Annotated in this window: 22 protein-coding genes; 11 read left to right on the top strand and 11 right to left on the bottom strand. The window is 42.9% G+C overall.

Annotated elements, in window-relative coordinates; translation table 11 throughout:
- Positions 1-44: 44 nt before the first annotated feature.
- The 3 genes from JEY82_RS16935 to JEY82_RS16925 form a co-directional block, all read right to left on the bottom strand.
- Positions 45-1,739 carry a ribonuclease J gene (locus JEY82_RS16935; protein ID WP_304087791.1) on the bottom strand — a complete coding sequence of 565 codons (1,695 nt, stop codon included), beginning with the start codon at positions 1,737-1,739 and terminating at the stop codon, positions 45-47.
- Complete coding sequence (locus JEY82_RS16930) at positions 1,732-2,439, bottom strand: 1-acyl-sn-glycerol-3-phosphate acyltransferase (RefSeq protein ID WP_304087789.1); 708 nt, start codon at positions 2,437-2,439, stop codon at positions 1,732-1,734. The genes JEY82_RS16935 and JEY82_RS16930 overlap by 8 nt, the downstream gene beginning before the upstream one ends.
- A gap of 266 nt (positions 2,440-2,705) precedes the next feature.
- Positions 2,706-4,769: an elongation factor G gene (locus tag JEY82_RS16925; RefSeq protein ID WP_304087787.1), complete on the bottom strand. Its 2,064-nt coding sequence runs from the start codon at positions 4,767-4,769 to the stop codon at positions 2,706-2,708.
- Positions 4,770-4,974: 205 nt separating this feature from the next.
- On the opposite strand from JEY82_RS16925, the gene JEY82_RS16920 reads away from it, so the two are divergent.
- The 3 genes from JEY82_RS16920 to JEY82_RS16910 are packed head-to-tail and all read left to right on the top strand — an operon-like array spanning position 4,975 to position 7,554.
- Positions 4,975-5,928: a ParB/RepB/Spo0J family partition protein gene (locus tag JEY82_RS16920; RefSeq protein WP_304087785.1), complete on the top strand. Its 954-nt coding sequence runs from the start codon at positions 4,975-4,977 to the stop codon at positions 5,926-5,928.
- On the top strand, positions 5,928-7,028 hold the full coding sequence (locus JEY82_RS16915; protein ID WP_304087783.1) for a spore photoproduct lyase family protein: 1,101 nt from the start codon (positions 5,928-5,930) through the stop codon (positions 7,026-7,028). Before JEY82_RS16920 ends, JEY82_RS16915 begins: the two co-directional genes overlap by 1 nt.
- Before the next feature lie 55 nt (positions 7,029-7,083).
- Positions 7,084-7,554 carry a hypothetical protein gene (locus JEY82_RS16910; RefSeq protein ID WP_304087781.1) on the top strand — a complete coding sequence of 157 codons (471 nt, stop codon included), beginning with the start codon at positions 7,084-7,086 and terminating at the stop codon, positions 7,552-7,554.
- Between the two features lie 61 nt (positions 7,555-7,615).
- Here the strand turns inward: JEY82_RS16910 and JEY82_RS16905 are convergent, their stop codons facing one another.
- The 3 genes from JEY82_RS16905 to panC form a co-directional block, all read right to left on the bottom strand.
- On the bottom strand, positions 7,616-8,140 hold the full coding sequence (locus tag JEY82_RS16905) for a hypothetical protein (protein WP_304087779.1): 525 nt from the start codon (positions 8,138-8,140) through the stop codon (positions 7,616-7,618).
- Between the two features lie 138 nt (positions 8,141-8,278).
- Positions 8,279-9,448 carry a methionine adenosyltransferase gene (metK, locus tag JEY82_RS16900; protein ID WP_304087778.1) on the bottom strand — a complete coding sequence of 390 codons (1,170 nt, stop codon included), beginning with the start codon at positions 9,446-9,448 and terminating at the stop codon, positions 8,279-8,281.
- Positions 9,449-9,570: 122 nt separating this feature from the next.
- A complete protein-coding gene (gene panC / locus JEY82_RS16895; RefSeq protein WP_304087777.1) occupies positions 9,571-10,419 on the bottom strand; it encodes a pantoate--beta-alanine ligase in 849 nt (282 codons plus the stop codon).
- 207 nt (positions 10,420-10,626) lie between these two features.
- Here panC and JEY82_RS16890 point away from each other — a divergent pair, with 207 nt between their 5' ends.
- From JEY82_RS16890 to JEY82_RS16855, 8 genes are all read left to right on the top strand, one after another.
- The gene (locus JEY82_RS16890) at positions 10,627-13,041 is read left to right on the top strand and encodes a tetratricopeptide repeat protein (RefSeq protein ID WP_304087776.1); all 2,415 of its coding nucleotides are present in this window, start codon (positions 10,627-10,629) and stop codon (positions 13,039-13,041) included.
- Between the two features lie 4 nt (positions 13,042-13,045).
- Complete coding sequence (locus JEY82_RS16885; protein WP_304087774.1) at positions 13,046-13,648, top strand: lytic transglycosylase domain-containing protein; 603 nt, start codon at positions 13,046-13,048, stop codon at positions 13,646-13,648.
- Positions 13,649-13,678: 30 nt separating this feature from the next.
- Complete coding sequence (locus JEY82_RS16880) at positions 13,679-14,164, top strand: chemotaxis protein CheW (protein WP_304087772.1); 486 nt, start codon at positions 13,679-13,681, stop codon at positions 14,162-14,164.
- Positions 14,157-15,713, top strand: coding sequence for a CheR family methyltransferase (locus JEY82_RS16875; RefSeq protein ID WP_304087770.1), 1,557 nt, complete (start codon positions 14,157-14,159; stop codon positions 15,711-15,713). Before JEY82_RS16880 ends, JEY82_RS16875 begins: the two co-directional genes overlap by 8 nt.
- Before the next feature lie 14 nt (positions 15,714-15,727).
- On the top strand, positions 15,728-16,300 hold the full coding sequence (locus JEY82_RS16870) for a chemotaxis protein CheW (RefSeq protein ID WP_304087768.1): 573 nt from the start codon (positions 15,728-15,730) through the stop codon (positions 16,298-16,300).
- Positions 16,301-16,370: 70 nt separating this feature from the next.
- A complete protein-coding gene (locus JEY82_RS16865; RefSeq protein WP_304087766.1) occupies positions 16,371-18,632 on the top strand; it encodes a response regulator in 2,262 nt (753 codons plus the stop codon).
- 127 nt (positions 18,633-18,759) lie between these two features.
- Positions 18,760-19,827, top strand: a complete 1,068-nt coding sequence (gene cheB / locus JEY82_RS16860; protein WP_304087764.1) for a chemotaxis-specific protein-glutamate methyltransferase CheB — start codon at positions 18,760-18,762, stop codon at positions 19,825-19,827.
- Positions 19,824-22,295, top strand: a complete 2,472-nt coding sequence (locus tag JEY82_RS16855; protein WP_304087761.1) for a response regulator — start codon at positions 19,824-19,826, stop codon at positions 22,293-22,295. Before cheB ends, JEY82_RS16855 begins: the two co-directional genes overlap by 4 nt.
- A 79-nt stretch (positions 22,296-22,374) precedes the next feature.
- On the opposite strand, the gene pgm is transcribed toward JEY82_RS16855, so the two are convergent.
- From pgm to JEY82_RS16830, 5 genes are all read right to left on the bottom strand, one after another.
- Positions 22,375-24,024: a phosphoglucomutase (alpha-D-glucose-1,6-bisphosphate-dependent) gene (pgm, locus tag JEY82_RS16850; protein ID WP_304087760.1), complete on the bottom strand. Its 1,650-nt coding sequence runs from the start codon at positions 24,022-24,024 to the stop codon at positions 22,375-22,377.
- An 89-nt stretch (positions 24,025-24,113) separates the two neighbouring features.
- Positions 24,114-24,614 (bottom strand): DUF3795 domain-containing protein, encoded by a 501-nt coding sequence (locus tag JEY82_RS16845; protein ID WP_304087757.1) that lies wholly within the window; start codon positions 24,612-24,614, stop codon positions 24,114-24,116.
- A 155-nt stretch (positions 24,615-24,769) separates the two neighbouring features.
- Positions 24,770-25,390 (bottom strand): tetratricopeptide repeat protein, encoded by a 621-nt coding sequence (locus JEY82_RS16840; RefSeq protein WP_304087755.1) that lies wholly within the window; start codon positions 25,388-25,390, stop codon positions 24,770-24,772.
- Between the two features lie 44 nt (positions 25,391-25,434).
- The gene (locus tag JEY82_RS16835; RefSeq protein WP_304087753.1) at positions 25,435-25,782 is read right to left on the bottom strand and encodes a hypothetical protein; all 348 of its coding nucleotides are present in this window, start codon (positions 25,780-25,782) and stop codon (positions 25,435-25,437) included.
- Between the two features lie 29 nt (positions 25,783-25,811).
- Positions 25,812-26,588: a YkgJ family cysteine cluster protein gene (locus tag JEY82_RS16830; protein ID WP_304087751.1), complete on the bottom strand. Its 777-nt coding sequence runs from the start codon at positions 26,586-26,588 to the stop codon at positions 25,812-25,814.
- Positions 26,589-26,779 lie beyond the last annotated feature (191 nt).

The following is a 26,779-nucleotide window of genomic DNA, read 5'->3' as shown; positions in this document are numbered from 1 at the left end:
TGTTATAAAATTCATATAAGTCTTTTGGGGTAAATACTACTTATTTACACATCGCATCGGGAGTCTATTTCCTGAGCTTCATTTCCGGTCAGCGTGATAATGAGTGGGATAACTACCGGGTCGCGGCCTAGGACTTTACGGAAAAATCTTCGTAACGCAGAACGAATTCTTTCTTTTAATTTAATAGTCTGTCCCGGAGGTATATTTTCAAAAACATCCAGAATAATGCATTTAGCGTCTTCGAGAAGATGTGAGTATTGTTGTTCAAAAACAAACCCTTTGGAGGTGACTTCCGGTCCTCGGATAATTTCTCCGGTGTTGACGTCAATCACTATGGTTACAATGACGAGTCCTTCTCCGGCTAAAAGCTGACGTTCTTTAATGACAGTCTGTCCGACATCTCCAACCCCTTTGCCATCCACGAGTGTGCATTGAACTGGGATAACCTTTTCAACACGGATTCCATGAGTCAGAAAAGTTATAGGTTCGCCGTCTTCTATAACTAAAGCTTTTTCAGGATCAACTCCTGTTTCCACAGCAAGTCTGGAATGCTTGACCAGATGTCTGTATTCGCCATGAACAGGGATGAAATATTTCGGTTTAACGGTTTCAAGCATGGTACGCAGTTCTTCTTTGTACGCGTGGCCTGATGCATGAATGCCGTGTTTTTGCTCATGAAGAACTTCAGCACCGAGCTTGTAGAGGCTGTTGATGACCCGTGTAATGGCTTTTGTATTGCCGGGAATGGAGCGGGAAGACATCAGGATGAGATCACCTTTTTTTATCCTGAGCTGGCGATGTTCCCCTGTCGATAGTCTTGAAAGTGCAGCAAGAGGTTCCCCTTGCGAGCCTGTGACAAGCAGAACTACTTCATGGTCGTCGTAATACGGCAGGTCTTCTATCTCGATAATTGTAGAAGATGAAATATGCAGCTGCCCCAGATCACGAGCTAGGTCGATATTTCTCGCAAGGCTTCGTCCGCTGATTCCGACTTTTCTGTCAGTTTCAACTGCAAGGTCGAATATTTCCTGCATGCGCTGGATGTGGCTTGAAAAAAGAGTAACTAAAATGCGTCCTTCAGCTTCTTCAAAAATCCCTCTCATGGACCCTTTAATGTCTCTTTCAGTCAGGGCATGCCCATCCTGTTCGACATTGGTTGAGTCTGAGAGAAGCAGGGTGACTCCTTGCTCGGAAAATTTGCTGATGCCATCAAGGTCTGTTTTATGTCCGTCAAGAGGAGTGCGGTCGATTTTAAAATCACCAGTGTGAATTATTCGTCCGACAGGAGTTTCAATCCCGAGCGCAAAACCATCTACTATAGAATGGCAGACGGGAAAAAAGTTAAAAAATAAATCACCGAGCTGAACTCTATCATGAGCTTTAACTTCATGCAGATCTATATAATCAATGAGATTGTGTTCTTTCAGTTTGTTTTCAACAAGTCCAAGAGTAAATTTTGAACCATAGACAGGTACATTAATATAAGGAAGAAGCCACGGCAGTGCTCCGATATGATCTTCGTGTCCGTGTGTTAAAACAATCGCTTTGAGGCGATGTTTCAGAGCAAGAATATGGTCAAAGCGCGGGATGGCAATATCTACACCGAAAAGAGCGTTGTCGGGAAAGATTAATCCGCAATCAACAACAACGACAGTTTCCTCAGTGCTGAGCATCATGCAGTTAAGACCGATTTCTCCAAGTCCTCCGAGTGGGCATACCGTTAACTGGTGCTCACTCATGCCTCATCTCCGCATAAGCTTTGTTCATAATTTCCTGTAAATATTCTTTTATTTTCTCTCTGTCCTTCAAAGTATATTTGGTAGTATCTATGGGGGGGAGAGCTTTAATTCTAATTTTCTGGCAGGGACTCATGATAAGTTTGCCTTTGTACAGAACTTTTTCCGGTCCGACCATCAAAATAGGAGCTATGGGCTTTTGACATTTTAAAGCCAGAATCATTCCGCCGATTTTAAAAGGCAGAAGTTTATTAGGATCAGGATTACGTGTTCCTTCAGGAAAAATTAACGGAGAGTGTCCGCTGTTTGCTACTTCAACAGCATGCTGGATGTCTTTCATTCCTTGTCTGCTGTTGTCTCTGTCTATTGAAATATGTTTTGCCGCTGCCATTGCATGTCCGAATATGGGAAAATTAAATAAAGATTTTTTGGCAACGAATTTGAACTGCCAAGGGCTCAAAAAATGGAACAACAGAGGAATGTCAAAGAAACTCTGATGGTTGACCATAAAAACGTAAGTCTGATTTTTATCAAGAGCGCTAAGGTCAACATCAAATTCGCAACCGCTGGCATCCAGTACGGCCTTTCCCCAGGATCTTTCGCTCCAGTGGAAATTTTTTTGTGTTTTTGAAAAAATGATTACGAGGGAGTAAAAAATAGTAAGCGGTAATAGTAATAGGTAGAAATATATGAGTCTTAACATGTTTTAGTCGTTAGCTTTTTGGGGGTTAGAAGTTAATCTAAATTTTAGTTTTTACAAAGCGAAGATATTTTTTACTTTTTAATTATGCGGTCAGGAGTTCTGCTCTCTTCGATAATTAACTTGATAGTGTAATTTGGCACGGGAAACAAGAGCAGATCCTAAAAAGTAAAAAGTTAAATGTGTAACGATGTTGCCTCATGAAAATTATAAAGGCCACTCATAAAAATGAGCGGCCTTTATAATTTTAAAGTGTCTTCAGATTAATTTTAATCATCAGAAGGACTTTCGCGGTCTGATATAATTTTTTCTGCTATCTGAGCCGGGCATTCTTCGTAGTGGGAAAGTTCCATTGTGAAGGTTCCCTGCCCTCCGGTCATTGACCGCAGGTCCGGTGCGTATTGCAGTATCTCTGACATGGGAACATGTGCTTTAACTTCAGTGACTCCCGATGTTGAGCCGGAACCGAGGACTTTTCCTCTGCGGCTGGAAAGGTCGCCTATAATGTCTCCCATGAATTCATCAGGAACTTCAACAAGTATATTCATAAGAGGTTCAAGCAGAGATATTCCCGCAGTCTCACATGCTTTTTTGAAAGCCATTGAACCTGCAACTTTGAAAGCCATTTCAGATGAATCCACAGCATGATATGTTCCATCATAAAGGGTGACCTTAAAATCAATGATAGGTGCACCTGCAAGGATTCCTTTTGCCGCACTCTCCTGAACACCTTTGTCCACGGCAGGAATATATTGTTTCGGGATTACTCCGCCGACGATTGCATTAACAAATTCATAGCCTGCACCTTTTTCAAGAGGTTCAAGTTTGATCCAGCAATCTCCGAATTGCCCGCGTCCGCCGGATTGTTTCTTATAACGACCCTGAACTTCGGCTGTCCCTTTAATTGTTTCGCGGTAAGGTACTTTAGGTGTTTTAAGAATGATATCGGTCTTGTAGCGACGTCTAGCTTTTTCTACTGAAATTTCAATGTGATTCTGCCCCATGCCGGAAAGAAGAATGTCTCCGGATTCTTCGTCGCGGGAAAGTGTCAAATTAATATCTTCGACAAGCAGCTTCATAATAGCTTGGAAAACTTTATCTTCCTCGCCTTTTTCTGCCGGAGCTAAAGCAAATGTTATCAGTTGGGGGGCGACGTTCGGTTTTAGCATTTCAAAAGGAGCTTTTTCATCGCATAGAGTGTCGCCGGTGAATGTTTCCTTGAGCTTGGCAAGGGTTATGATTGCTCCGGGGCCGACAGAGTCTTTCACGGGCCGCTGGTCTTTACCGTTAAGTAACTGAATGGTGCCGAGTCTTTCTTTGGATTCTCTGCCGGGATTGATAAGGGTAAGGTCACCGGATACTGTTCCTGACAGAACGCGGCAGAGGGTGAGCTGTCCGGCAAATGGATCTGCCAGAGTTTTGAAAACAAAACATGCAACAGGTGCATCCGGGTCAGAAGCTCTGGTTGAGCCGTCTTCACTTTTCCAGTCCGGGTGTTCCAGCGGAGAAGGAAGGTAGGTCTGAACCATATCAAGTAAGAAAGATCCCCCTTTATTTTCAATTGCTGAACCTAGGCAGACAGGGAAAATAGTACGTTTTTTTACACCTGAGGAGAGTCCCTGAGTAATTTCGTCAGGGGTCAGTTCGCCTACTTCGAGGTATTTTTCCATGAGTTCTTCATCACTTTCAGCGATGTTTTCAATCATGGTTTCACGCAGAATTTCTATTTCTTCTGCGATATCGTCAGGGATTTCGCCCTTGGACATCTTACCGTTTTCTTCGAACATATAGGCTGTGCCGGAAAGCATATCCACAATGCCTTTAAAATTTTCCTTGCTTCCTATTGGATACTGGAGCAGTACGGGGCTGATCCCGAGCGCGGAATTCAGGCTGTTAAAAGAGAAGTCAAAGTCCGCTCGATCACGATCCATTTTATTGATAAAAATTACGGTAGGAAGTTCGGCTTTTTCGACTGCCGCCCATACTTTGCGGGAAAGAGGCTTGACGCCGTCTACTGCGTCGATGGTAAAGATAACACCGTCTGATGCGGTTAAAGAGTATGGAAGGTCTCCGCAAAAATTAGGATCACCCGGAGTATCAATAAGGTAATGATTATTCTTCTTCCATTTGTAACCGGCAAATCCCGGTTGAATTGATCCGCGGCGTTTTATTTCTTCCGGTTCGTTGTCGAGGGCTGTTGTTCCTTCTTCAATTTTGCCGAGACGATCAATGACGCCTGTGTTAAAAAGTAGCATTTCTGCGGTTGATGTTTTACCACAACCGCTATGTCCTACAAGTGCATAAGTCCGTTGGTTTTTTAAGGCTTCAGACATTCACAACTCCGTTTCTCTGAATGTTCAACTAGCCGGAACAAAAAGTCCCTGCTTCCAGTACGATTGTGCAACTTATACTTCTACATGGTTGACACATATTGGGACACCAGCGCCAACATGTCAAGCATAGAGAACTGATGAATGTTGCTATGCAGGTATCCGTTAAACAAGATAAAAATAATGAATTGATTCGGAGGTAATTAAGGTGACTGATGCTCAAATATACAGTTTTGACCCTGCTGAAATAGACTGTTCAGGCGAATGGTTGCTTTATTCTTCTTTATTTGATGAAGGGTTTATCAGTTCTATAAAAACAGTGGGACAGCTTGTCCCTGTTCTTTTTGCAAAGGACGGGAATAAAATTATTCTGGTTGCCGGACGGTCGCGTGTTCTGGCTGCTGAAAAATTAGGTTTGAAAGTGTCGGGTATTTTTGTGGATGCCGAGGATGAAGTTTCACGGGCATTTGTTCATATGGAAGAAAATCGGGCGCGGGTTGCAGATGATGCGCTTAAGCTGCATGTTTTCAGGTTTTTTCATACGCGTATAGCTGAAAAAGATCTTTCGCAGCGGGTAGCACCGCTTCTCGGTATGAAGCCTAAAGCTAGAGATTTGAAACTCTGGCTCGAATGGCTGGCTCTACCACAGGACTTTGATGTAGTTCTCCAGTGCGGCAATTTCCCTCTTGCGGCTGTTTCGGTTTTTTCTAAATTTTCTGATGAGGATAAAAAAGCGATACTGCCTTATTTTGAAAAATTAGGCTGGTCCCGTTCCAATGCTGTAAATTTTCTTACTTGGCTTTATGAGACCTCCAGGCGGGACATGAAGTCTGTGTCTGCTCTTATTTCGGAGCATGGGCTTTCTCCTGCGAAGGAAAATGAATCTCCTAAAGATGGAGTGGCACGGCTTTGCAAGGCTGCTAAAATGCTTCGTTTTCCGCTATTCAGCGATCTTCTTAAAACTAAGGAAAATATAGTCGGTGAAATCTGCGTTGGTACAAAGTGGCGGGTTGAATCGGTAGGTAACTTTGAAACAGGTGAAGTTGTGCTTCAGACGCGTTTTAAGTCGCGGGATGTTATGCAGAAGGCTATCGAAGATTTGGATTCTATCCAGAAGTCGGACGGTTGGGATAAGCTTTTTGAGATTGGCAGGGAAAAATAATGGAAAACAAGATTCAGGTTCCATCACACCTTGCAGGGATAGAAAAAATTTATGTGGACCGGAGTATGGTTGAAGCTCCTTTGACGGAAAGAGTTACTGGTCGTATTCCTCACATTCCAGTTGAAATTGTCGATCCTGAAAATTTCCCTCACGAAGCTCTGGGAGAAGGGCAGTCGCTTTACCTTAAAGAGTATAAAGGTAACTTTTTAAAGTTTTGCCCTGGCACTCGTTATTATCATTGTTGCGGATATCGCATTATTCATATCGGCGAAAATTGTCCTATGGCCTGTTCATATTGTATATTGCAGGCATATTTTCACGACAAGGTTCTAAAAGTATGGGCTAATCAGGAAGATCTGTTTGATGAGCTCGGCAAATCTTTTTCTGTTGATCGGGATGCGCGTTTCCGCGTTGGAACCGGGGAATATACGGATTCGCTGGCCCTTGAAGCTGTCACAGGATACAGCCGCGATCTTGTTAAGTTTTTAGGAGATTATCCTAATGTCTGCCTTGAACTTAAGTCCAAGGTGATAGATCTTTCATGGATGGATGTCGTAAAAAGAACCGACAGAATTTTACCGGCATGGTCACTGAATGCTCCGTTTGTTAACGAACACGAAGAATTTGGTGTGTCAACTTTGAGGGAAAGACTGGAAGCTGCAAAAATTTGCGCTGATGCAGGATTTAAAGTGTGTCTCCATTTTGATCCGATGATTCGTTTTGATGGTTGGCGTGAAGGTTATGCTGAAATTGTCGATATGATATTTGATTATCTGAAGCCCGAGAATATAGCTTATCTGAGCATAGGATCTTTCAGGCACATGCCTCATTTAAAGCCTATTATAGAGCGCAATTTCCCTGAAACAACTTATATTTATGATGAGTTCATCATCGGAAATGATAATAAGATGCGTTTGCTCCGTCCATTGCGTGTGCGTCAGTTTAAATTTATAGTTGATAGATTACGGAAGCATGGAATGGATAAGCAGATGTATTTCTGTATGGAATCAACAGAAAATTGGCAGGATGTGTTCGGCTACACTCCGAAGGATCTTGGCGGACTTGGAAAGCATCTGATGAAACAGGCTTTTGGAGACTAAAATACTTTGAAATACTGGTAAAGTTGATGTATTAAGATTTTCAAAGGGGGATTATATGTCCTTACAAGATTATCAGACTCGCATAGATCGGTTGCAAAAAGGACTTGGTAAAGCTTTTGCCGAGAATCCTTTCATATTTAATATTCCGGGCAAGTCTATAGCACTGAAGGTAGACCCCTATTATTATGTGGCTTTCGAGCCTTCATTTACAGAAAATTTAAGTAAGTTCAGTGTAATGCTTAAACAAAATGTGCGGGAAACTCTGGTTAGAACTGGAAATATAGTTTCTGCCGCCGAGACCCGTAATCCGCTGATAAAAATCAAACTTAAATGGGACGGGCGCACCTATGCTTTGAGCGCTTGTTTTGTTGAAGCTGAATTTATTGATCAGGCGCTTAAGATGTATGGCGGGGTAATCGGCGATATCGGGCTTTCGGATATGCAGATACTTTCTTCGGAACGCGAAAAGCTTGATGCTTTTTTTGGTGAGCGAACTCTTTTGCAGTCAGTCGCTTTCACAGATTAGCCAGTAATTCTATAGTAAAAAAAGACACCCCGCCGAGACAATTGTTTCGGCGGGGTGTTGCTTATTTACGTAACTTACTTTTAGGGCAATTTTCTTCAAGATAACAGACTTCACATCCTCCGGAATAAGGATAAGGGGTGAATACTGCGTATTGTCTGCTTACAGTTCCTTCCTGATTCCATTCAAGTCCCAGCGATTTGAAAGCTGCAAGGGCTGCTTCGCCCGGTTTAGGCAGCGGAGCACATTTACCTTCTTCCAGTTCTGGAAGCAGGCTCTGCGCAGCGGACATGATCAGTGTGATTGCAAGGTTGTGATGTGCAAGACCTTCTGTAGGCGTTTCCTGCCAGATTTCCTCAACAGCATCTTCAACGTCTTTATCGAGAAACAAGAGTAGAAAATCAGTTCCTTTTCCGTTCTTAGGTTTTTCGAGTCTGTATGCTTTTAGAAATGGAAGCCATTTGTTCCAATGTTCTTCAAGGCTTACCATCAAGGATTGTTCGACCCGGGTGGAACCGTTCAATTCAGCAAAATAAAAGATGTTGAATTCCGGTGTGGCTTTAATTTCTGATATTTTAAGAGTGTTCATATATTATCTCCTTGCTTGTTTTCAATTTGTAAGGAGTCCTTTACATGGTTCGAGCCAGACCCTCAAGTGTAAAAAAAATCCCCGGAAACCAATAATGGTCTCCGGGGATTTTTATAGCAAAGTGAATTCAGATTACTGCTAGATTTTGCAGGCAGTTCTGAGGTCCGCGACTGCATCAGTCTGTTCCCAAGTAAAGTTGGGGTTGTTGCGGCCGAAGTGACCGTAACAAGCGGAATCTTTGTAGATAGGACGTCTGAGATCAAGTCTCTGAGAGATGTACCATGGGCGCAGGTCGAATACGTCTTTGACTGCTTTAGTCAAGACTTCATCGTCGACCTCACCGGTTCCGTGAGAAGTTGCCAGAACAGAAACAGGCTCAGCCACGCCGATAGCGTAAGCAACCTGAACTTCCGCGCGTTCTGCAAGGCCGGCAGCTACGATGTTTTTGGCAATGTAGCGAGCCATGTATGCACCGGAACGGTCAACTTTGGACGGGTCTTTTCCGGAGAAAGCGCCGCCGCCGTGATTACCCATTCCACCGTAGGTGTCATTGATGATCTTACGTCCGGTAAGGCCGCAGTCACCCATGGGGCCGCCGATTACGAAGCGTCCAGTGGTGTTAATGTATATTTTGGTTTTTTCGTCAATCATATCAGCAGGAAGAGTTGCGAGAACTACTTCTCTTTTGATATCTTCATAAATCTGCTGCTGTTCGATTCCGTCATCGTGCTGGGCAGCGATAACAACGTCTGCAATGCGGACAGGTTTGCCGTTGAAGTATTCAAAGGATATTTCTGTTTTTCCGTCAGGACGAAGGTAGTCTAGAACGTTTTCTTTGCGGACGCCTGCAAGTTTACGGGACAGCTTGTGTGCCCAGTAAATAGGAGCAGGCATGAGTGCGTCAGTTTCCTTACATGCGAAACCGAACATCATACCTTGATCGCCGGCACCCTGATTTTCAGGGGAGTTGCGGTCAACACCCTGAGCAATATCTACAGACTGTTTGTCGATAGAAGAGATAACCGCGCAAGTGTCTGCGTCAAAACCCATGTCTGAATTGACGTAGCCGATTTCACGGATAGTGTCGCGAACGATTGCCTGAAAGTCGGCATATCCGCTTGTAGTAATTTCGCCGGCGATGAAAGCCATGCCGGTGGTTACCAGAGTTTCACATGCTACTCTTGCATTGGGGTCCTGCGTGAGCAGGGCATCAAGGATTGAGTCGGAAATCTGGTCGGCCACTTTATCTGGGTGACCTTCTGTTACGGATTCAGAGGTAAAAAAGTACTTGCCTTTGCTGCAGATCATTAAAGTTCCTCCTGAAGTGAAATGAAACTGAGTTTAACAGAAACGTTTTCCGTTAATACTCTTTTAGAAATTATAAAGCTTGCGTTCTGTTTTTATTAACAGGACCAAATAACCCATGCACCCTACCGTTTAATGAGCAAATTGTCCAATAATCTTGCTTTTCCGAAACGGACAGCCACAGCGCACAATGCCGGGCCGCTTACTTCTTCAATTACCGTGATATTCTCGGGGTGTACGATTTGTATATAGTCAATCTCACTGCCGGGTATCATTTCTTTATAAAACTCAGTGAGTTTATTAATGAGTATTTCGGCATCATGTTCACCTTTATCGACAAGGTCTTTAATTGTCCTTAGTCCCTTCTGGAGCAGAGGAGCAAGTTTTTTTTCATCGTCAGTCAAATATACATTGCGGGAGCTTAAAGCTAATCCTTCAGAGTTACGGACGATAGGATGTCCTACGACTTCAACCGGAATATTTAAATCTCTTACCATTCGCTTGATTATAGCAAGTTGCTGCCAGTCTTTCTCTCCGAAAACGGCAATATCCGGGAGTGCGGTCATAAAGAGTTTGGTCACAATTGTGGTTACTCCCCGAAAGTGCACAGGGCGTGATTTTCCGCATAGATTTGTGGCTAGACCGGGAACTTCGACCCATGTGGAATGATCGGGATAGTACATTTCATTCTTTTCCGGTGCAAAAAGGATATCAACACCTCTTTCGCGAGCAAGGTCTGAATCTCTTTGCAGGTCGTGCGGATAGTTGTCCAAGTCTTCATTTGGACCGAACTGTGTAGGGTTGACGAAAAGAGATACAATAACTTTATCAGCTTTTTTTTGGGCAGCGTCCATCAGACTAAGGTGTCCTTCATGAAAATAGCCCATTGTCGGGACCAGAGCGATGGTTTTTCCCTGACGGCGCAGATCAATGCTCATTTGCTGCAATTCTTTTGGATCTTTAATTATGATCATATTCGGTTACCTTTTGCAGGTTGCTTATACTTAAAATTAATTTTGTAGACAATGATAGGCAGGGGTTTTGAGTTACTCTCATCAGTTTCGGCTGTCCATAGTTTGGGGGCGATTTTGGTGACTAAAAAACAATATTTAAAAAATATTCTGCCACACGGTTTAAATAGCTGCTTGTATTGAAGCGCGTTGCGGGTTATTGCCTTTTTTATGAACAAGGACAGCCTTTTTAAAGATGGAATATGTCTGACTCCGCAAGATCTGATCCGGTATGAGCATACACTTAAGGATCTGATTTATGAGTTTCTGCCTTTTGACTCCTACAGCCTTTATTTTCCTAAGCCTGTAGCCGGAAAGGCGCAGCAGCCTCTTGCCACGCGCTATAACCTGGAAGAGAAACATTTAATGCTTCCTTTGAAGCTGCAAGGGCGCGATCTCTGCTATTTTATAGCCAGAGGCGTTAATATCAAAGCGCCAAAGACTGCTCCTCAATATCTTGAGGCATTAGCGACAAGCTCTCTTGAAAAAATTTTGCTTTATAAAACCTCAATTACAGACAGCCTCACCGGAATGGCTACTCGTGAACATTTCATGGTCAAGCTGGTCAAAGAGCTGGATCTGATTCAAAATTGCATGATGCCGGCACCGGGTGGGTGTAAAGATCCGGGAATTCCTACTTTCAGCGGTTCTGTCGGGGTTGTTGTTCTTGATCTTGATAATTTTCAGCGCATTAATGACCGCTACGGATATACTTTAGGTGATTCTATTGTGGCGGAAGTCGGTAGAGCTGTCAGTGAAGCTGCATTCGAGTCCGTAGTCTGTGCTCGCCTTTTCGAAGATAAATTCGCATTCCTTATTCCTGACGGAAGACCCAAAGTCTGTGCTCAGCTTGCTGAAAAAATGCGTTTAATTGTCGAGCGTATTCCTGTCGAGGACCCTGTGACAGGTGATATTTTAAAGATCAGTACCAGTGCCGGGTTTGCAAATTATCCTCAAAGTCTTTCAGGGCCTCATTTTAAGCGGAGTGCAACCGAGCAGGGCAGAATTCTTATGCGTAAGGCTGCTAAAGCTGTTGCCACTGCGAAAGATTCCGGTCGAAATTGTGTTTTTGCGTATTCCGATATTTTACAGAAGGGCGGTAAAGTTCTTGAAGTGCTTCCGTTGCAACGCCTTGCTCTCAGCATTGGGCAGAGCGTTGACACTCGTGAGGGTGGAAGATTTCTCGTGTGGTCTCCTGACTTTCAGTCCGGAGCTCAGGCTAAACTTACAGAAGATGAAAGAATATCGGGTACTTATCCTACTATGTATAAGGCTGAAGTTGTTGTCATTGAAGTACAGGAAGAGATTGCCTTCGCTGAAATCCTTCATTTGAGTGATACGGCGTGGCCTGTAACGGCCGGTGACAGGCTTACTTTGCTTGATGAGAAGGATAGCTTTTTTGATGCACAGGCCGGACCGGAGTCCTCGGCAACTCCCCAGCGGGATATTGTTACCGGGCTTTTCCGCTATAAAGAATTTATCGGACGCTACAGTCGATTGCGGCAGAATATGGATAACTTTTCTGTCGCAGTGTTAAGGCTTGCGGCCGGACCTGCCGATCAGGGCGGCAATTTTCAGAAACTTACCGATGCCGAAGTTCAGAAGGTTGCATCAAGAGCTGAGAACGTTTTTGAAGTTTCCCATACAGGTGGCCGGTATAGCCTGAACAGCTTGATTTACTTTTTTCCGAAACAGGATTCTGATTTTGTTATGGAAATGATTCTGAAACTTGTCAGAGAGTGCGAAACTGATTTCGATATCGGTTTATCCGCCGGGCTGGCGTCATTTCCGTTCCTGAATTACAGGCGCAGCGAAATTCTTGATAACTGCCGTAAGGGACTTGACCATGCAATGATGATGGAAAAGCCCATGGTCGCACAGTTTGATTCTGTTTCGCTTAATATCGCTGCTGACAGACTTTATGTTGATGGTGATATTTATGGCGCAGTAGAAGAGTTCAGACTGGCTCTTCTGGCTGATCCTGATAATATTTTAGCGCGTAACTCACTCGGTATATGCTATGCCCAGCTCGGTAAGCCGGAACAGGCGCGCAAGCAGTTTGAGCAGGTTCTCGAAATAACACCCAGCAATATTATGGCGCTGTATAATCTGGGTTGGGCATGTCAGATGCTCGGGAATCGCGAAACAGCAAGAGATGCTTACGAACGCTGCCTCGAGTTGGAACCTGGCAATGTTTTCAGCCTTGTAAGGCTCGGAGTGCTGGCAGAGCAGGATCTCGGACTTGATGAGGCGGAGCAGTTTTATCTTAAAGCTTCGGAACTTAAAGGCGGAGATTCTCTCACCATGAGACATCTCGCGAGAATTGCCTACGCACGTCAAGATGTGGAAAAAGCCCGCGAATATCTTCATTTGGCACTGAACGCCAATCATAACGATGCCTACGCTATGAATCTTTTGGCCCGGCTCTATTTGGAAAGTGGAGAAGATCCTCAGATTGCCGAGGTTCTTGCCCGTCAGAGTGCTGCTCTTAAACCCGGAAAAGAAGAATTTTGGGAAACTCTTGCTATGGCACTTGAAGTTCAAGGTAAAAATATAGAGGCTGAGCAGGTTCGCTCAAGACTTTAAGACTGTGCCAAGATTTTTAATCGCATTATACCTTATTGTATGCGGTACTATTGCGTTCCTTATGTTTATTCCGATCAATGAAGAAAGAGAATTCTCGCAGACATTCAGACACGATGTTCAGCAACGTGTAAAATTAGGAAGTGGACAACGCATTTCGGTGGCTCCTCTTTTTAATCAGGTAGCGCAGGAATTTGCTCTGCAACCGGAAATTTTACGTGCTATTGCCGATCATGAAAGCGGCTACAATCCATGGGCTTTGAATATCGAAGGGCAGAGCATTTATCCTGAATCAAAGGATGAGGCTTTGGCTGTACTGAAAAAAAATAAGATTAAAAGTTATGATGTCGGTTTGATGCAGGTTAATTCTTATTGGCTCAGGAAATTTAATCTCAGTGCTGCTAAGGCTCTTGATCCTGAAGAAAATGTCAGACTCGGAGCATGGATATTGCGTTATTGTCTTGATCGCTATGGGTATAACTGGCGGGCAATAGGTGCATATCATACAGGCTCTCCGGATAATCTTCCGGAACGTTCAAAAAAATACGCTGTCAGGGTTATGGAAAAGTATAAAAAATTATTGGATAAATCTCAGTCAAACAAGAAGTAATTTGTTGTTATCATTGCGGAGGAGTTGTCTATGAATGAACATGATTATGTTGTCTTTAAAGTTGACTCCTGTAAATTTGCTGTGTCTTCTTCTCTTGTCGATAAGGTCGAGCTGGCGGTTTCGCTTTCTCCTGTACCGGACGCACCGTATCCGGTTTTAGGGGTTGTAAGTGACGGTGGAACAATTGTTCCGGTTGTCGGAGTGCGCAGAAAGATCGGCAATGAAGAGCGGGATGTTATTCTTTCCGACCGTTTACTTTTCAGCCGATTAGGGGACAGGAAGATCGCCATTCTTGCAGACGAAGTAAATGATGTAATTGAGATACCTCCCGGCATGTCTCAGGAATCAAACCAGATTTGGCCCGGAGTTTTTTATTTGAAATCTTTCGCCGGCATGGGGGAAGATATAATATTGGTGCAGGATCTCAATTCTATTTTGAATTCAGAACAGGAAAAGACTTTGTCTGAAGCTCTTGAAGCATTTGTAAAGCAGGGAGAGATTGATACGGATGATTGATTTTATTTCCGATGAAAAAATAGATCTTCTGTCTCAAATGGTCAGAGATATTTATGGATTAAAATTTTCTCCTGACAGGTGGAATGATTTAAAAGCTGCTGTTGTAAAAGCCGGACGTGAGCTCGGTAAATTTAAATCAGCTGAAGAGTGCCTTGATTATCTTCTGTCGCCTCAAGTCGGTGAAAAAGCTCTCGAACTTTTTATTAATCAGCTTACTATTGGTGAAACATACTTTTTTCGTGACCCCGGAACGCTGGAAGTTTTAGAACGGGATATTCTGCTGAAAATAAATGGCAATGGAAGCGGTCGATATGGCGCTGTCCGAGTCTGGTCCATGGCCTGTGCTACGGGTGAAGAGCCATACACTGTTGCTATGATGTGCCGTAGGTCGAAGGTGTGTTCTGAGATATTCGGGACAGATATTGATAGTGAAGCTCTCCTTAAAGCGGCTGAAGGTCGTTATCGTAAATGGTCTTTTCGCATCGAATCCAATAATTTTAAAGAGGTTTATTTCAAGCCGGGCGCCCCCAATTTTTTTCAGTTGGACCAATCAATCAAAGACATGGTTAGTTTTTCAAGGCTGAACCTGATCGGCGATGCACTTCCGACGTACTTATGGGGCATGGATGTTGTTCTGTGTCGGAATGTGTTGATATATTTTTCAGAAAACGGAGTCAGGCTGGTTCTGGATAAAATATGGGAAAGCCTTAATTCCGGCGGATGGTTAGTCGTTACCCCCAGTGAATCTGCATTAGTTATTGCTCATGGCAAATTTGAACATGTAAGTATCGGGTCTGTTTTAGTTTTTAGAAAGAACAAAGAATATTTATCAAAAAATTTCAATGAAGTTCTGAATAATTTTTATGAAAAGGAATTTAATGAATTGTCAGATGGCGATGACCTTGATGATGCGTTAAATTTTGATAGCGATAATTATATTTTTTGCGATCCTGAACCTGATCCGCTCGCTCATGACCGCATTGAACCATATGCTGCTTCTGATCTTGTTAGCGGTCCTGCTGATAATTTTGTATCCCCCGAAAATTTAAACCCGATTGAAGAGGCTTGTGTTCTTAGAGAAAAAGGAGACTACGCCGCGGCCCTGTCTCTGTTAAAAAGATCGCTTGATAACAATTTACCGCGTAGTACTGCGGCTGAAGTCCTTCTCGCTATTGCTGAGATAAAGGCTGACTCCGGTTTATTGGATGAAGCTGCTCATTGGTGCAATAAGTCAATTGAGGCAGACAGGGTTGCCTCATATCCTCATTTCCTTTTGGGGCAAATTCGAATGGCTGAGGGTGATTTTGATGCAGCTTTATGTGAAATTCGTAAAGCAGTTTTTCTTGATGGCAGTTTTATCATGGCTCATTTTGTTCTCGGAAATATTTATTTATCTCAAAAGAATAATTCTGCTGCTGTGCGTCATTTTCGTATTTCGTTGCAAGAGCTTGAAAAGATTGACAAGGATATGCCTGTTCCCCATTCTGATGGAGCCACAGCAGGAAGGCTCGTTGAAATGATAAAACTGGTAAAAAATAATATTGTTTGAATAACGGCAAAATTATGAAAAAAAATAAAAATGCTCTGGAATTGCTCAATGAAAGAGCAATAAAGCTTGCCCGCAAAATAACTTTAGCTGAATTAGAAACGGATACTAATCGAAGCGGAAACTCTCGGGATTATGTTCAATTCAATTTGGGGAGTGATGCCTATGCTTTTGATACTTCCATAGTAAAGGAAGTTCTAGAGCCTGAAGAAATTGTAGCTGTTCCATGCACTCCCGACTTTATTAAGGGTATTGTAAGCGTTCGCGGGCATATATGTCCGGTAATTGATCTATGCTCTTTTTTAGGACTCCCCGGCAGGGATAATCGGGTGGATGAAGTGTCAGGAAATAAGGTGCTTTTTTTGTCCTCATCTGAGATGGGATTCGGTGTTTTAATCGATGAAATAACGGATGTTTTTTCTGTTTTGGATGAAGAGATTAAGCCTCTTTCTGTCGGCAGTGCGGCTTCTGATAGATTTTCGGTAGGGATAATTAACGAAAGAATTGTTGTATTGGATGGTTCTAAAATTTTGATTGATCCCGCTTTGATTGTAAACGAAGTTGTCGGCGGGTCGATAAGTAACAGGTAGTTTTTTTCTTAGTGGAATGCTTCATTAATCAGATCCTCAGCAAGATCTATAAACTATTCGGATAAGATAAATGTCCAAGATTGACGGAGATTTACGAGAAAGGCTTCTCGGAGCTTTCAGAGGGGAGTGCAGAGAACGGCTGCAGGTTCTTTCTTCTGATTTTATGAAGTTGGAAAAAAGAGGAGATCCAAAGGGGGCAGCTCTTTTGATTGAATCTTCATATCGTGAAGTACATAGTTTGAAAGGGGCTGCAAGAGCTGTCGGACTTGGCGCTGTTGAGCGTTTCTGCCAGACGTTGGAATCTTTTTTTTCTGTTCTTAAGAAAAGTGGTCTTATTCCGTCAAAGGAAGTAGCCGGTTCAATGATCGGTTGGCTCGATATCCTTGAAGATCTTATTCATAAAGAAGATAGCTCCGAAGCTAGTCTTTCTTCTGCTCCTATAGTTGTAGCTCTTGCAAAAATGAAAGAATTTACTGAATCTCCCGCTCTTATTTCCTGCTCAGTCAATTCTCACAATTCTGAATCTAAATCTGAAGTTGCAACTAAGGGCGATCCTGATTCAAGCTGTGATTTAGCTGAAATCACGGCTACTCCAGCTAGGATGTCCATGACTGAGACGGTCAGGATTAGTTCTTCATTTCTTACAGGTTTGTTGTTGCAGACAGAAGATCTGCTTTCCACTCGAAATTCTCAAAAATTAAGAGCTCAGGAAGCGGATGATTTAAATAGTAAATTTTCAGAGTTTTCAAAATTTTTTAAAGAGATTATTACAGAAAAGAAAAGTTCTGCGAATGAAAATGAAGCTTCTTTTTATTTAAAGATGGAGAAAAATGTTGAGTCGTTTTCAAAAAGACTCGGTCAGCTTGCTTCTGTCTCCTACAAAGCCCATTGGGAATTATCTTCTAAAGTGGATACGCTTTTAAGTGAATTCAAGAGTTCTATGCTGCTACCCTTTTCTTCTTTGCTGGATGATTTTCCTCGGATAGTCAGAACGCTCAGTGCGGAGACGGGTAAGCAATGCGAGTTTAAAGTCAGTGGTGATAATGTTAGGATTGATCGCAGAGTCCTTGAGATGTTCCATGATCCTCTTATGCACATGGTACGTAATTCGGTTGGTCATGGTATTGAAATTCCCGAAGACAGGTTGGCAAAAGGAAAGCCTTCTGCCGGGAAATTTTTTATTGATATTACGCAGACTGAGCGAGATGTCGTCAAAATTGTAATCGGAGATGATGGGCGGGGAATTGACTCAGAAAAAATAAAGGGACTTGCATTGAAGCAGGGGCTGTTCAGTAAAGAAGAAGCTTCTGAGTTGGACCGTCGATCTGCATTGGAGTTGATCTTTCTTTCCGGTATGTCCACCAGTGATATTATTACAGATATTTCAGGAAGAGGCCTTGGGATGGCTATCGTCCGCGACGCAGTCGAGTCTCTTGGTGGAAGTGTCGCGGTTACGAGTGTTTTGGGGCAAGGGGTAAGGTTTGTTTTGAATATCCCCGTTGCGTTGACTTCGTTCAGAGGGATTGTTGTTGAATCGTGCGGGCAAAAATTTGTTGTTCCGAAATCCGGGGTGAGAAAGGTTGTGCTGGTCCGGCAGGAAGATATTCAATCAGTCAGCAGCAGAGAATCAATTGTCTATTCCGACCGGCCAATTCCTATTATTAGTCTTTCCGATGTGCTGGAACTTGATTCTGGAAAAGTTGAAAAAAATACATTTCCAGCCTTTATAATGGGGGAAGGAGTAAAGACTGTAGCTGTCAGTATGGATGAGCTTTATGGCGAACAAGATGTTATGGCCAAAGCTATGGGGCCGCTTTTGAAAAGAGTGCGTAATGTTTCTGGGTTCAGCGTGCTTGGCTCGGGAAGACTTGTGCCCATTTTACATGCTCCGGATATGATTCGCACTGCTCTTGGCGTAAGTTCCGGCGCTAAGGGGCAAACATTTTCACATCAAAAAGGTGAGAAAACGGTCAAAACAATTCTTGTTGCAGAGGATTCTATTACTTCGCGTACGCTTCTTAAAAATGTTCTTGAAGCCGCAGGATATAGAGTCCTTACAGCTGTAGACGGTCTTGATGCACTTAATAAAATCAAGGCTGAGTTGCCGGATCTTCTTGTTACTGATGTTGAAATGCCGCATATGGACGGTTTTACTCTCACATCTGAAGTTAGAAAAATGTCCGGCAGTGCTAATTTGCCGATAGTTTTGGTAACGTCATTAGGATCACAGGAGCATCGCGAAAAAGGGGTTGAGGCTGGTGCAGATGCTTATATAATCAAGTCTAGTTTTGATCAGGGTAATTTGCTTGAGGTTATTCAACGCTTAGCTTAATTTGCGTTAAGTTTTTTTGATATGTAATTTCCTTTCTATGTCTTTTGATTGTGACTTCAATGCATTTATATAATGCAATATATATTATTTAGTACGTTGATTTGCTTAAATTTAAAGTGGAGTTGCAGTGATTAAAATCTTAATTGTGGACGATTCTATCTCTGTCCGTCAGTTTTTTACTGAATTTTTCTCGCGTGAGCCTGATTTCGAGGTTGTGGGATGTGCTGAGGACGGAGAATCAGCTCTCCGGATGGTTCGTAAATTAAAGCCTGATGTTGTTACAATGGATGTTAATCTGCCAGACTATGATGGTTTTGTGGTTACCCGTCTTATTATGGAACAGAATCCTGTACCTATCGTTATTATCAGTGCCGTCTACAGTGCTTCCGATGCGGAACTCGGTTTTAAAATGCTTGATACCGGAGCGCTTGCTTTTCATAACAAGCCGGCCATAAATGATAAATTTTTTAATGAGAAGATGGCTGAAATTATTATGTCAGTTCGTCTGATGTCTGAAGTAAAAGTTGTTCGTCGTCGGATTAAATTGAAAAAAAAGGATGCTCTCAGTTCGCCTGAGGGGTCCGATGCTTTTGAGTATAAAAGGAAAAATGCGGCGGCGAAGATTGTCTGTATCGGAGCCTCAACCGGAGGTCCGCAGGCTGTCAAGCAGGTACTTTTGTCTCTGCCGAATAATTTTAATGTACCTGTTTTGATTGTGCAGCACATATCTACCGGATTCTTAGAGGGAATGGTTAATTGGCTGAGTGAGAATACTGGGCATAATGTAAAAATTGTTGCTCAAAATGAAATATTACAAGCTGGCGTGATTTATTTTGCTCCGGAAGACCACCACATTCAGATATCATCTAAAAGAAGAGTTAGCCTTTCAAAAGGACCTGCCGTCAATGGGATTTGTCCAACAATAGCTGAGCTGTTCAGTTCTGCTGCAGAAAACCTTGGAGATGGAGTTGTCGGGGTGTTGCTTACCGGAATGGGGCGTGACGGGGCTGAAGGTTTACTGGATATCCGGCGCAAGGGGGGGTATACCATTGCGCAGGATAAAGAAACTTCAATTATTTTCGGTATGCCCGGTGAAGCTGTTAAATTAGGAGCAGCAGTGTCGGTTTTGCCTCTCGAAAAGATAGGTGAAGATATCACTCGCTATGTTCTTGAAAGTTACGGAGAAGAGCGTTGAGTAACTACCATATTCTTGTAGTCGAAGACAGTCTTACTCAGGCTGTTAAACTTGAATATTTCCTTTGCGTGAAAGGTTTTAGCGTTTCGCTTGCTTCTGATGGTGAAAAGGCTCTCAATATTCTTGCCGATAAAAAAATTGATTTGGTAATCAGTGATGTTGTTATGCCGGGGATGGATGGATATGAGCTGTGTGAGCATATTCGCAGCAATCCTGTGTATAAAACTGTTCCTGTCATACTGCTGACAAGTCTTTCCGAGCCCGGAGACATTGTCAGAGGTCTTAAAAGCGGGGCTACAAATTTTGTTACCAAGCCTTACGATGAAGCTTTTTTACTTTCCAGAATAGAATCTGTTTTTAAGCATGGTCCATTTGATTCCGATCAAGGGATGATGCAGGAAGTTGATTTTGAATTTCACGGTGAGAAACATTCATTGAAGGCTGACTTCGGGCAGGTTTTTCATTTACTTCTTGCCACTTACGAAAACACGCTGTTGCAATCGCGTCAACTTGACATTGCTAATCAGAAGTTAATTGCCCGAGAGGAACAGTTAAGCTCCGTTTTGGCTTCGATGTCAGCTAAAATTGCTGTTCTTGATACTGACGCAAAATTGATAGCAGCTAATGAATCGTGGCGTGATTTATTTGCGCCCGGACGTTCGGAAGTGGACCTCGGAGGACTGGATTTCAGGGAGGCTGTTGAGTCCTCAGGATGTCTTATTAAAGACATTGATCTATTGCTTGAAGGAGTTGGTTCGGTTGTAAGCGGCGAGACAAATCGATATTCGCTTGAGTTTTCTATTGAAGGTAAACAAAAAGGTGAAAGTTTTTGGCATATGCTGGAGGTTACTCCTATGCGAGGCCGGTCCGGCGGAGCTGTTGCCTCCTTTATTGAGATTACCGGTCGTAAAGAAATGGAGCGCGAACTTATTAAGGCGCGTGATACGGCTGAAAAAGCTAATGGTTTGAAATCTCGTTTTCTCGCTTCCATGAGTCATGAGATTCGGACTCCGTTAAACGGGGTAATCGGAATGACTGATTTGACTTTGCGGTCTGATTTAACGGATGAGCAGACTGAAAATTTAGAAATAGTTCGTCTTTCAGCAAATCAGTTGCTTACGTTAATAAACGATATTCTTGATCTTTCAAAGGTTGAGGCCCGTATGCTCACGCTGGAAAAGAAAGATTTTCGCCTCAGTGAATCCCTTCGTGCTGTTATTAAAAGTATGGAACCTCAAGCTTTAAGTCGTGGTTTGGTTCTTAATATTGATATTGATGAAGAAGTCCCTGATGTTGTTTGCGGGGATGAAGCAAGACTTAAGCAAATTTTATATAATCTTGTAGGTAACTCTGTGAAGTTTACTGAGCAGGGTGGTGTGTTTGTCCAGATTTCAGCTTTGGAGAGCATAAATGATGAATGTATTGTTCTTCAAGTTTCAGTAAGAGATACCGGGATAGGTATTCCCGAAGCCAAGCAGTCTCTTATCTTTCAAAGCTTTAGGCAAGCTGATGACTCCACTACAAGAAAGTTCGGCGGTTCCGGTTTGGGGCTGGCTATATCCCGTGAGCTTGTAGAAATGATGGGTGGTTCAATAGGGGTTAGAAGCTCTGAAGGATACGGTAGTATTTTTACTTTTGATGTCATTTTACAACATGGCGACCCTGCGAAGCTTACTTCAGATAATATAGATGGAAACTGTAACTTGGTTGGAAGTTTAGAAATAGCATGTCGAATTTTAGTTGTTGAGGATAATCCTATCAACGTTAGGGTTGCGAGCAGTCTTTTGCAGAAAATGGGGCATAGTGTTTATGTTGCTTCGAACGGAGTTGAGGCTCTAAGCAGACTAGCCGTGTTAGACGTCGATCTTGTGTTGATGGATCTTGAGATGCCGGAAATGGACGGTTTTGAAGCTGCCAGGCGTATCCGTAGCGAAGAGGCTGGTGAATCTAATAAAAAAATTCCCATTATTGCAATGTCTGCCCATGCTATGGCTGGAGTGAAGGAAAAATGTGAACTGGTCGGAATGAATTATTATATTGCTAAACCTGTTCAGTATTCAGATTTACAAGATGCAATTTTAAAGGTTGTAAATGTGGATAATTCATCAATTCAAAAGCAGGCAGATGTTGAGAGTAGTGTAAGTTTAGTTCTTGATAGAGAGAAAGCTATTGAAATGTATAATGGTGATGAGGCTCTTTATCGTGAACTTTGCGATATGTTTATAGTTGAAGTACCACATGAAATTAAAAAATTTAATGATGCTGTTCTCAGCAATGATCATGAAACAGCTAAGAGAATTGTTCATACATTTAAAAGCAGTTGTGCTGCGATTTGTGCAACCCGTGCATGTGAAGTTTCTATGCAATTGGAAAAAGCGGTGCTTTGTCAAGATTCAGAGGCTGTATACAGTTTTGTTGAGAAATTTTCAGTTGAGTCGGAAAAGGTGGGGGCTGAACTGAGGAATTAACTATAGTGAAAAAAGTTAAAAAAATGAGCAACCCATCACATTAGGGTTGCTCATTTTTTTTGAATTTTTTTGATGACTTTTATTTAAGAGCCTGTTCAAAGGCTTCATTAACTATTTTTCCGGCTTCTTCCTGAATAGCTACAAGGTGAGCCAGTCCTTTGAATGATTCGGCGTAAATTTTATATATTGATTCTGTACCTGAAGGTCGGGCTGCAAACCAGCCGTTTTCGGTCACAACTTTCAGTCCGCCGATAGCTTCGCCATTACCGGGGGCAGCAGTCAGTCGTGCTTCGATAGTTTCTCCGGCAAGGGTTTTTGCCTTGACCATATCAGGCGTTAATATGCTGAAAGCTTTTTTCTGCTCCATGGTTGCGGGGGCATCAACCCGTTTATAAACAGGGTGTCCGAATCGTTTCTCAAGGTCTGTATAGTGCTCGCCGGGATCTTTATCTGTTTTCGCAGTTATTTCAGCTGCGAGAAGATTCATAATGATACCGTCCTTATCGGTGGTCCAGACTGTTCCGTCTTTTCTAAGGAAGGATGCACCTGCACTTTCCTCACCTCCAAATCCACAGGTGCCGGCAAGAAGTGGTTCCACGAACCATTTGAATCCTACCGGAACTTCCATGAGTTTGCGATCAATGGATTTTGCAACACGGTCTATCATTGAGCTTGAAACAAGAGTTTTTCCGACAACCAGATCTTTTTTCCATAGAGGTCTGTTTGTATAGAGGTATTCAATTGCGACAGCGAGATAATGATTCGGATTCATCAGCCCGCGGCTTTTGGTAACGATGCCATGTCTGTCTGTATCCGGATCGTTGGCAAAGGAAATGTCGTATTTATCTTTAAGTTCAATCAGCCCTGCCATTGCGTAGGGAGATGAGCAGTCCATACGGATTTTGCCGTCTTTATCTACGTGCATAAAAGAATAGGCAGGATCGATTTTCTTATTAACTACGCTGAGATTTAATCCGTATTTTTCAGCAATGGGTTCCCAGAAATCAATTGCAGCCCCGCCGAGCGGATCAACACCGATGCTAAGCCCTGCCGCTGCAATAGCTTCCATATCTACGATATTACCGAGGTCGTTTATATATGGAGTCGCAAAATCAAATTCATGGGTTGTGTCCGCTGAAAATGCACGATTCAAAGGAATGCGTTTAATATCCTTAAGACCGTTTTTCAGAATTTCGTTAGCCCTGTTCTGAATAGTGCTGGTGGAAGTTGTGCCGGCCGGGCCGCCGTTGGGCGGATTATATTTAAATCCACCATCTCGGGGTGGGTTATGAGACGGTGTGATTACTACTCCATCTGCAAAGCCGTCTTTTCTTCCTTTGTTGTAAGAAAGAATAGCGTGTGAAATTGCCGGGGTAGGAGTGTATCCTTTGTCATTTACAAAGACGGTAATACCGTTGGCAGCAAAAACCTCGAGTGCGGAACTTTGTGCCGGCTCGGAAAGAGCGTGCGGATCTTTTCCTATGAACAAGGGTCCGGTGTAGCCCATTGAGGTTCTGTATTCGCATATGGCTTGGGCTATGGCCCAGATATGTTCTTGATTAAAGGAACCGTCAAAGGATGAGCCTCTGTGACCTGATGTTCCGAAAGCCACCAACTGCGAATGCACGGATGGGTCCGGTTTTATCGTGTAATAGGCCGATACCAGTTTAGGAATATTTTCAAGTATTTCAGGTGGAGCTGGTTTTCCTGCAAGATGACTGAGTGACATTTTGTCCTCCAAGTTTGTGTCTGTAACTGAAGAATATCAAAGAAATATAAAAATACAACCGTTAAGAAATTTTTTTTAAGATATTCATTTTATGGATACCGGGGCCTTTCTGCCAGCCCCTTGATAAAATTTTCGATCCCTGTGTTTTTCATTAAGTTATTGTTTTTTTTCCAGCGCTCTAATAAGGAATCGGGAAGTCCTGTTTTTTTGCAGTCGGGGAAATCGGTACACTCGAAACAGAATTCGATGTTTCGTTCGCTTACACAGTTGGCAATATTACAAGAGGGCAGACAAGTTTTGTTTTCGGAACGGCATCCTCCGCAGTTCGGGCTTGCAAGGGAGTCCAGCAGTGTACGGAAAGATGAATATTCATTCATTGCAGGATTGAATGTTTTTAAGCGGTCGGCATAGGTCTGAAAATTATTTCCCATTGTTTCTGCTATTGCAAGCGCATGCTCTGCCACACTGCCCTCAACACAACCTACGCAGCGGGAGCAATCAAGCCCGCAAGGAGCTATTAAGTGTCGCGGGGCAATTTTAGCCATAGATTTGGCACTTATTTCAGGAGTATCTGTTTTTTTAGGTAGCATTTGATATGTCTTTTTAGGTGGTTGCAGTGTGAGAGAGTGTTTGTGTTACTTTTCGAGATTGACTTTACTTCTAAAAAAAATGATCTGCAAATAAAAAAACCTTCCGTCCAATTAAGGGCGGAAGGTTTTTTTAAGAATATTTTTATATGAACGGATTAACGGTGTGCTTCAATTTCCTTAAGAAATTCAGCAGGGACTTCGAATCCGGTTGCAATTGCTTTGTCTATGCATTCAACAGCTCTAGCGTAGTCTCCTTTGTCGGAGTAACATAGAGCCAGATTGTTCCATGCTGGGCCGAAAGTGTCTGCGAGCTTTACAGCTTTTTCGCAAACTTCAATACAGTCTTCGACTTCACCCTGATGGTAGTAAGCGCTTCCAAGAGTAGAAAGAGCCTGAACGAAATTGTGATCGTATTTGATTGCGCGTTTCAGAGCTTGGATGGCTTTTTCTACGTCACCCTGCTGCATGTATACGAATCCAATGTTTCCCCAGGGAACAGCAAAGAAAGGACGCTGCTGTGTAGCCGCTATGTTGTAGCTGAGGCAGCCTTTGAGGTCGTCGCGCTGGAAAGCAATTCCGCCAAGCTGAACATATGCTTCAGCCATTTTGGGGGACTCATCAATAGCAGCTAAAAATTCACGCTCAGCTTCCATGAAGTCTCTTTTGGAAAGATATGCAACTCCGAGGTTGTAGCGTGTATTGCTGCAATTCGGGCTTTTTGCTTTTTTATCTTCAAGATCAGTAATGTAATCATCAATATTATCAAATTTCTGCACAGGAGTATCCTCTTAGTTTCGAAAAAGGTTTGAAATTGATAAGATCAGGCCTTTTTTCCTTCTCTTTCAAGATGCTCGTTATACCAAACACAAAAGTCAAAAATTGGTCTGACTCGTTCAAAGTTCATTACCAGAGTCACGCCGAACTCCGAGGCAGCCTGAGCATATTCGGAGTTTCTGTTTGCTTGAACATTTTGCAGAAACTCTTCGCAAAGCTGCTGAGAAGTTCTGCCGGTAACATCTTTACGCAAGTCAATGGGATCCATCGGGAGCTGGAACGGGTCCCATTCATCGTATCCAATTTTATCGACAAACCTGCGCCTGCGTGGCGAAAGCTTGGCGTACATCATCTTCTTCTGTTCTTCTATTTCTTCAAACGTTATCTTGCTCACTATATAGCCTCCTCGGAATCTTGACTGATTTATTCCGCATCTGGAGCGGCACCGAGTGAAACTGTATAATTACAGTTGGCACAGGCACTTTTGTCTTCAGAGCAGGTGCTGCATGCTTCGGAAGGAGCTGCTACCGGAGCTTCAACTTCTTCTTTGGCATTGCCTGTGTTTTCTCCTAAATATTCAGGAGTGTAGTCTGTGACAAGAGCCATTGATACAGGAACAATCATTTCAGGCAGAGCTTTGAGTTTGGAATTGATACTTTCAGTCAGTTCGGTACTAAGTGCAACGAGTTTTGTCTGAAGATTATCCATGTTGATTGTCGGATAGGACTTGCCGGATGAAAAACCGGATTTGGTGCATGAGTGAGCCTCACCGCCAATGTTCATGGGAACACCATATATGCGGCAGGTGAGAGGTCTGAAATCATATAATTCACAAAGGTCGTCGTCACCCAGAAGCGGGCATCTGACGCGGGCAAGTGAAATTTCTTTAATGATTTCATGTGCAGATGTGCCTGCCTGACTGGCTTTGAAGGCTCTTCTTTTAATTTTATGAATGCTTCTGTCGGCAACGTCAGAACGCTGCATCACTGTTGAGCGTTTCATTCCGCGGAAATTTTCATTAAATTTGCGATTCAGGTAAATAGCTTCAACTAAAGTTAGGTCAAAAAGAGCGTGACAGCAGTCGCTGCAACCTTTTCCGCATTTGATGCCGTCATCTGTCTGTTCGGATACTGTTTTGAAAGCCTTGTCCACTTCTGCAACAAGGGCTTCATATTTTTCGAAAATATTGGTGAAGTCCAAAGCTAAACCTCCGTAGAATATATTAATCAAAGAGTTGCGAATTGATTCCGCTTAAACTCATATTAACTAAGTCTTTAATTTCAGCAGTCAATCTTCTGGCTGAAAAAAGTGCATTTTAACGGTAATTGGCAGTAATTTAAAATCTGTAGAGATAATCCATCTGTGCGGTGAGATCAAAAGGGGGCAAAAAA

Source organism: Maridesulfovibrio ferrireducens (assembly GCF_016342405.1).
In the GTDB taxonomy this organism is placed as follows: Bacteria; Desulfobacterota; Desulfovibrionia; order Desulfovibrionales; family Desulfovibrionaceae; genus Maridesulfovibrio; species Maridesulfovibrio ferrireducens_A.
The sequence above is the reverse complement of the archived record's forward strand: the minus strand, read 5'-3'. Positions and strand labels throughout refer to the sequence as shown.

Bases quoted from the DNA above. Each gene is read 5' to 3' on its own strand.
- JEY82_RS16935 (WP_304087791.1), bottom strand. From the start codon at position 1,739: ATGAGTGAGCACCAGTTAACGGTATGCCCACTCGGAGGACTTGGAGAA.
- JEY82_RS16930 (WP_304087789.1), bottom strand. From the start codon at position 2,439: ATGTTAAGACTCATATATTTCTACCTATTACTATTACCGCTTACTATT.
- JEY82_RS16925 (WP_304087787.1), bottom strand. From the start codon at position 4,769: ATGTCTGAAGCCTTAAAAAACCAACGGACTTATGCACTTGTAGGACAT.
- JEY82_RS16915 (WP_304087783.1), top strand. From the start codon at position 5,928: ATGGAAAACAAGATTCAGGTTCCATCACACCTTGCAGGGATAGAAAAA.
- JEY82_RS16910 (WP_304087781.1), top strand. From the start codon at position 7,084: ATGTCCTTACAAGATTATCAGACTCGCATAGATCGGTTGCAAAAAGGA.
- JEY82_RS16905 (WP_304087779.1), bottom strand. From the start codon at position 8,140: ATGAACACTCTTAAAATATCAGAAATTAAAGCCACACCGGAATTCAAC.
- metK (WP_304087778.1), bottom strand. From the start codon at position 9,448: ATGATCTGCAGCAAAGGCAAGTACTTTTTTACCTCTGAATCCGTAACA.
- panC (WP_304087777.1), bottom strand. From the start codon at position 10,419: ATGATCATAATTAAAGATCCAAAAGAATTGCAGCAAATGAGCATTGAT.
- JEY82_RS16890 (WP_304087776.1), top strand. From the start codon at position 10,627: ATGAACAAGGACAGCCTTTTTAAAGATGGAATATGTCTGACTCCGCAA.
- JEY82_RS16880 (WP_304087772.1), top strand. From the start codon at position 13,679: ATGAATGAACATGATTATGTTGTCTTTAAAGTTGACTCCTGTAAATTT.
- JEY82_RS16875 (WP_304087770.1), top strand. From the start codon at position 14,157: ATGATTGATTTTATTTCCGATGAAAAAATAGATCTTCTGTCTCAAATG.
- JEY82_RS16870 (WP_304087768.1), top strand. From the start codon at position 15,728: ATGAAAAAAAATAAAAATGCTCTGGAATTGCTCAATGAAAGAGCAATA.
- JEY82_RS16865 (WP_304087766.1), top strand. From the start codon at position 16,371: ATGTCCAAGATTGACGGAGATTTACGAGAAAGGCTTCTCGGAGCTTTC.
- pgm (WP_304087760.1), bottom strand. From the start codon at position 24,024: ATGTCACTCAGTCATCTTGCAGGAAAACCAGCTCCACCTGAAATACTT.
- JEY82_RS16845 (WP_304087757.1), bottom strand. From the start codon at position 24,614: ATGCTACCTAAAAAAACAGATACTCCTGAAATAAGTGCCAAATCTATG.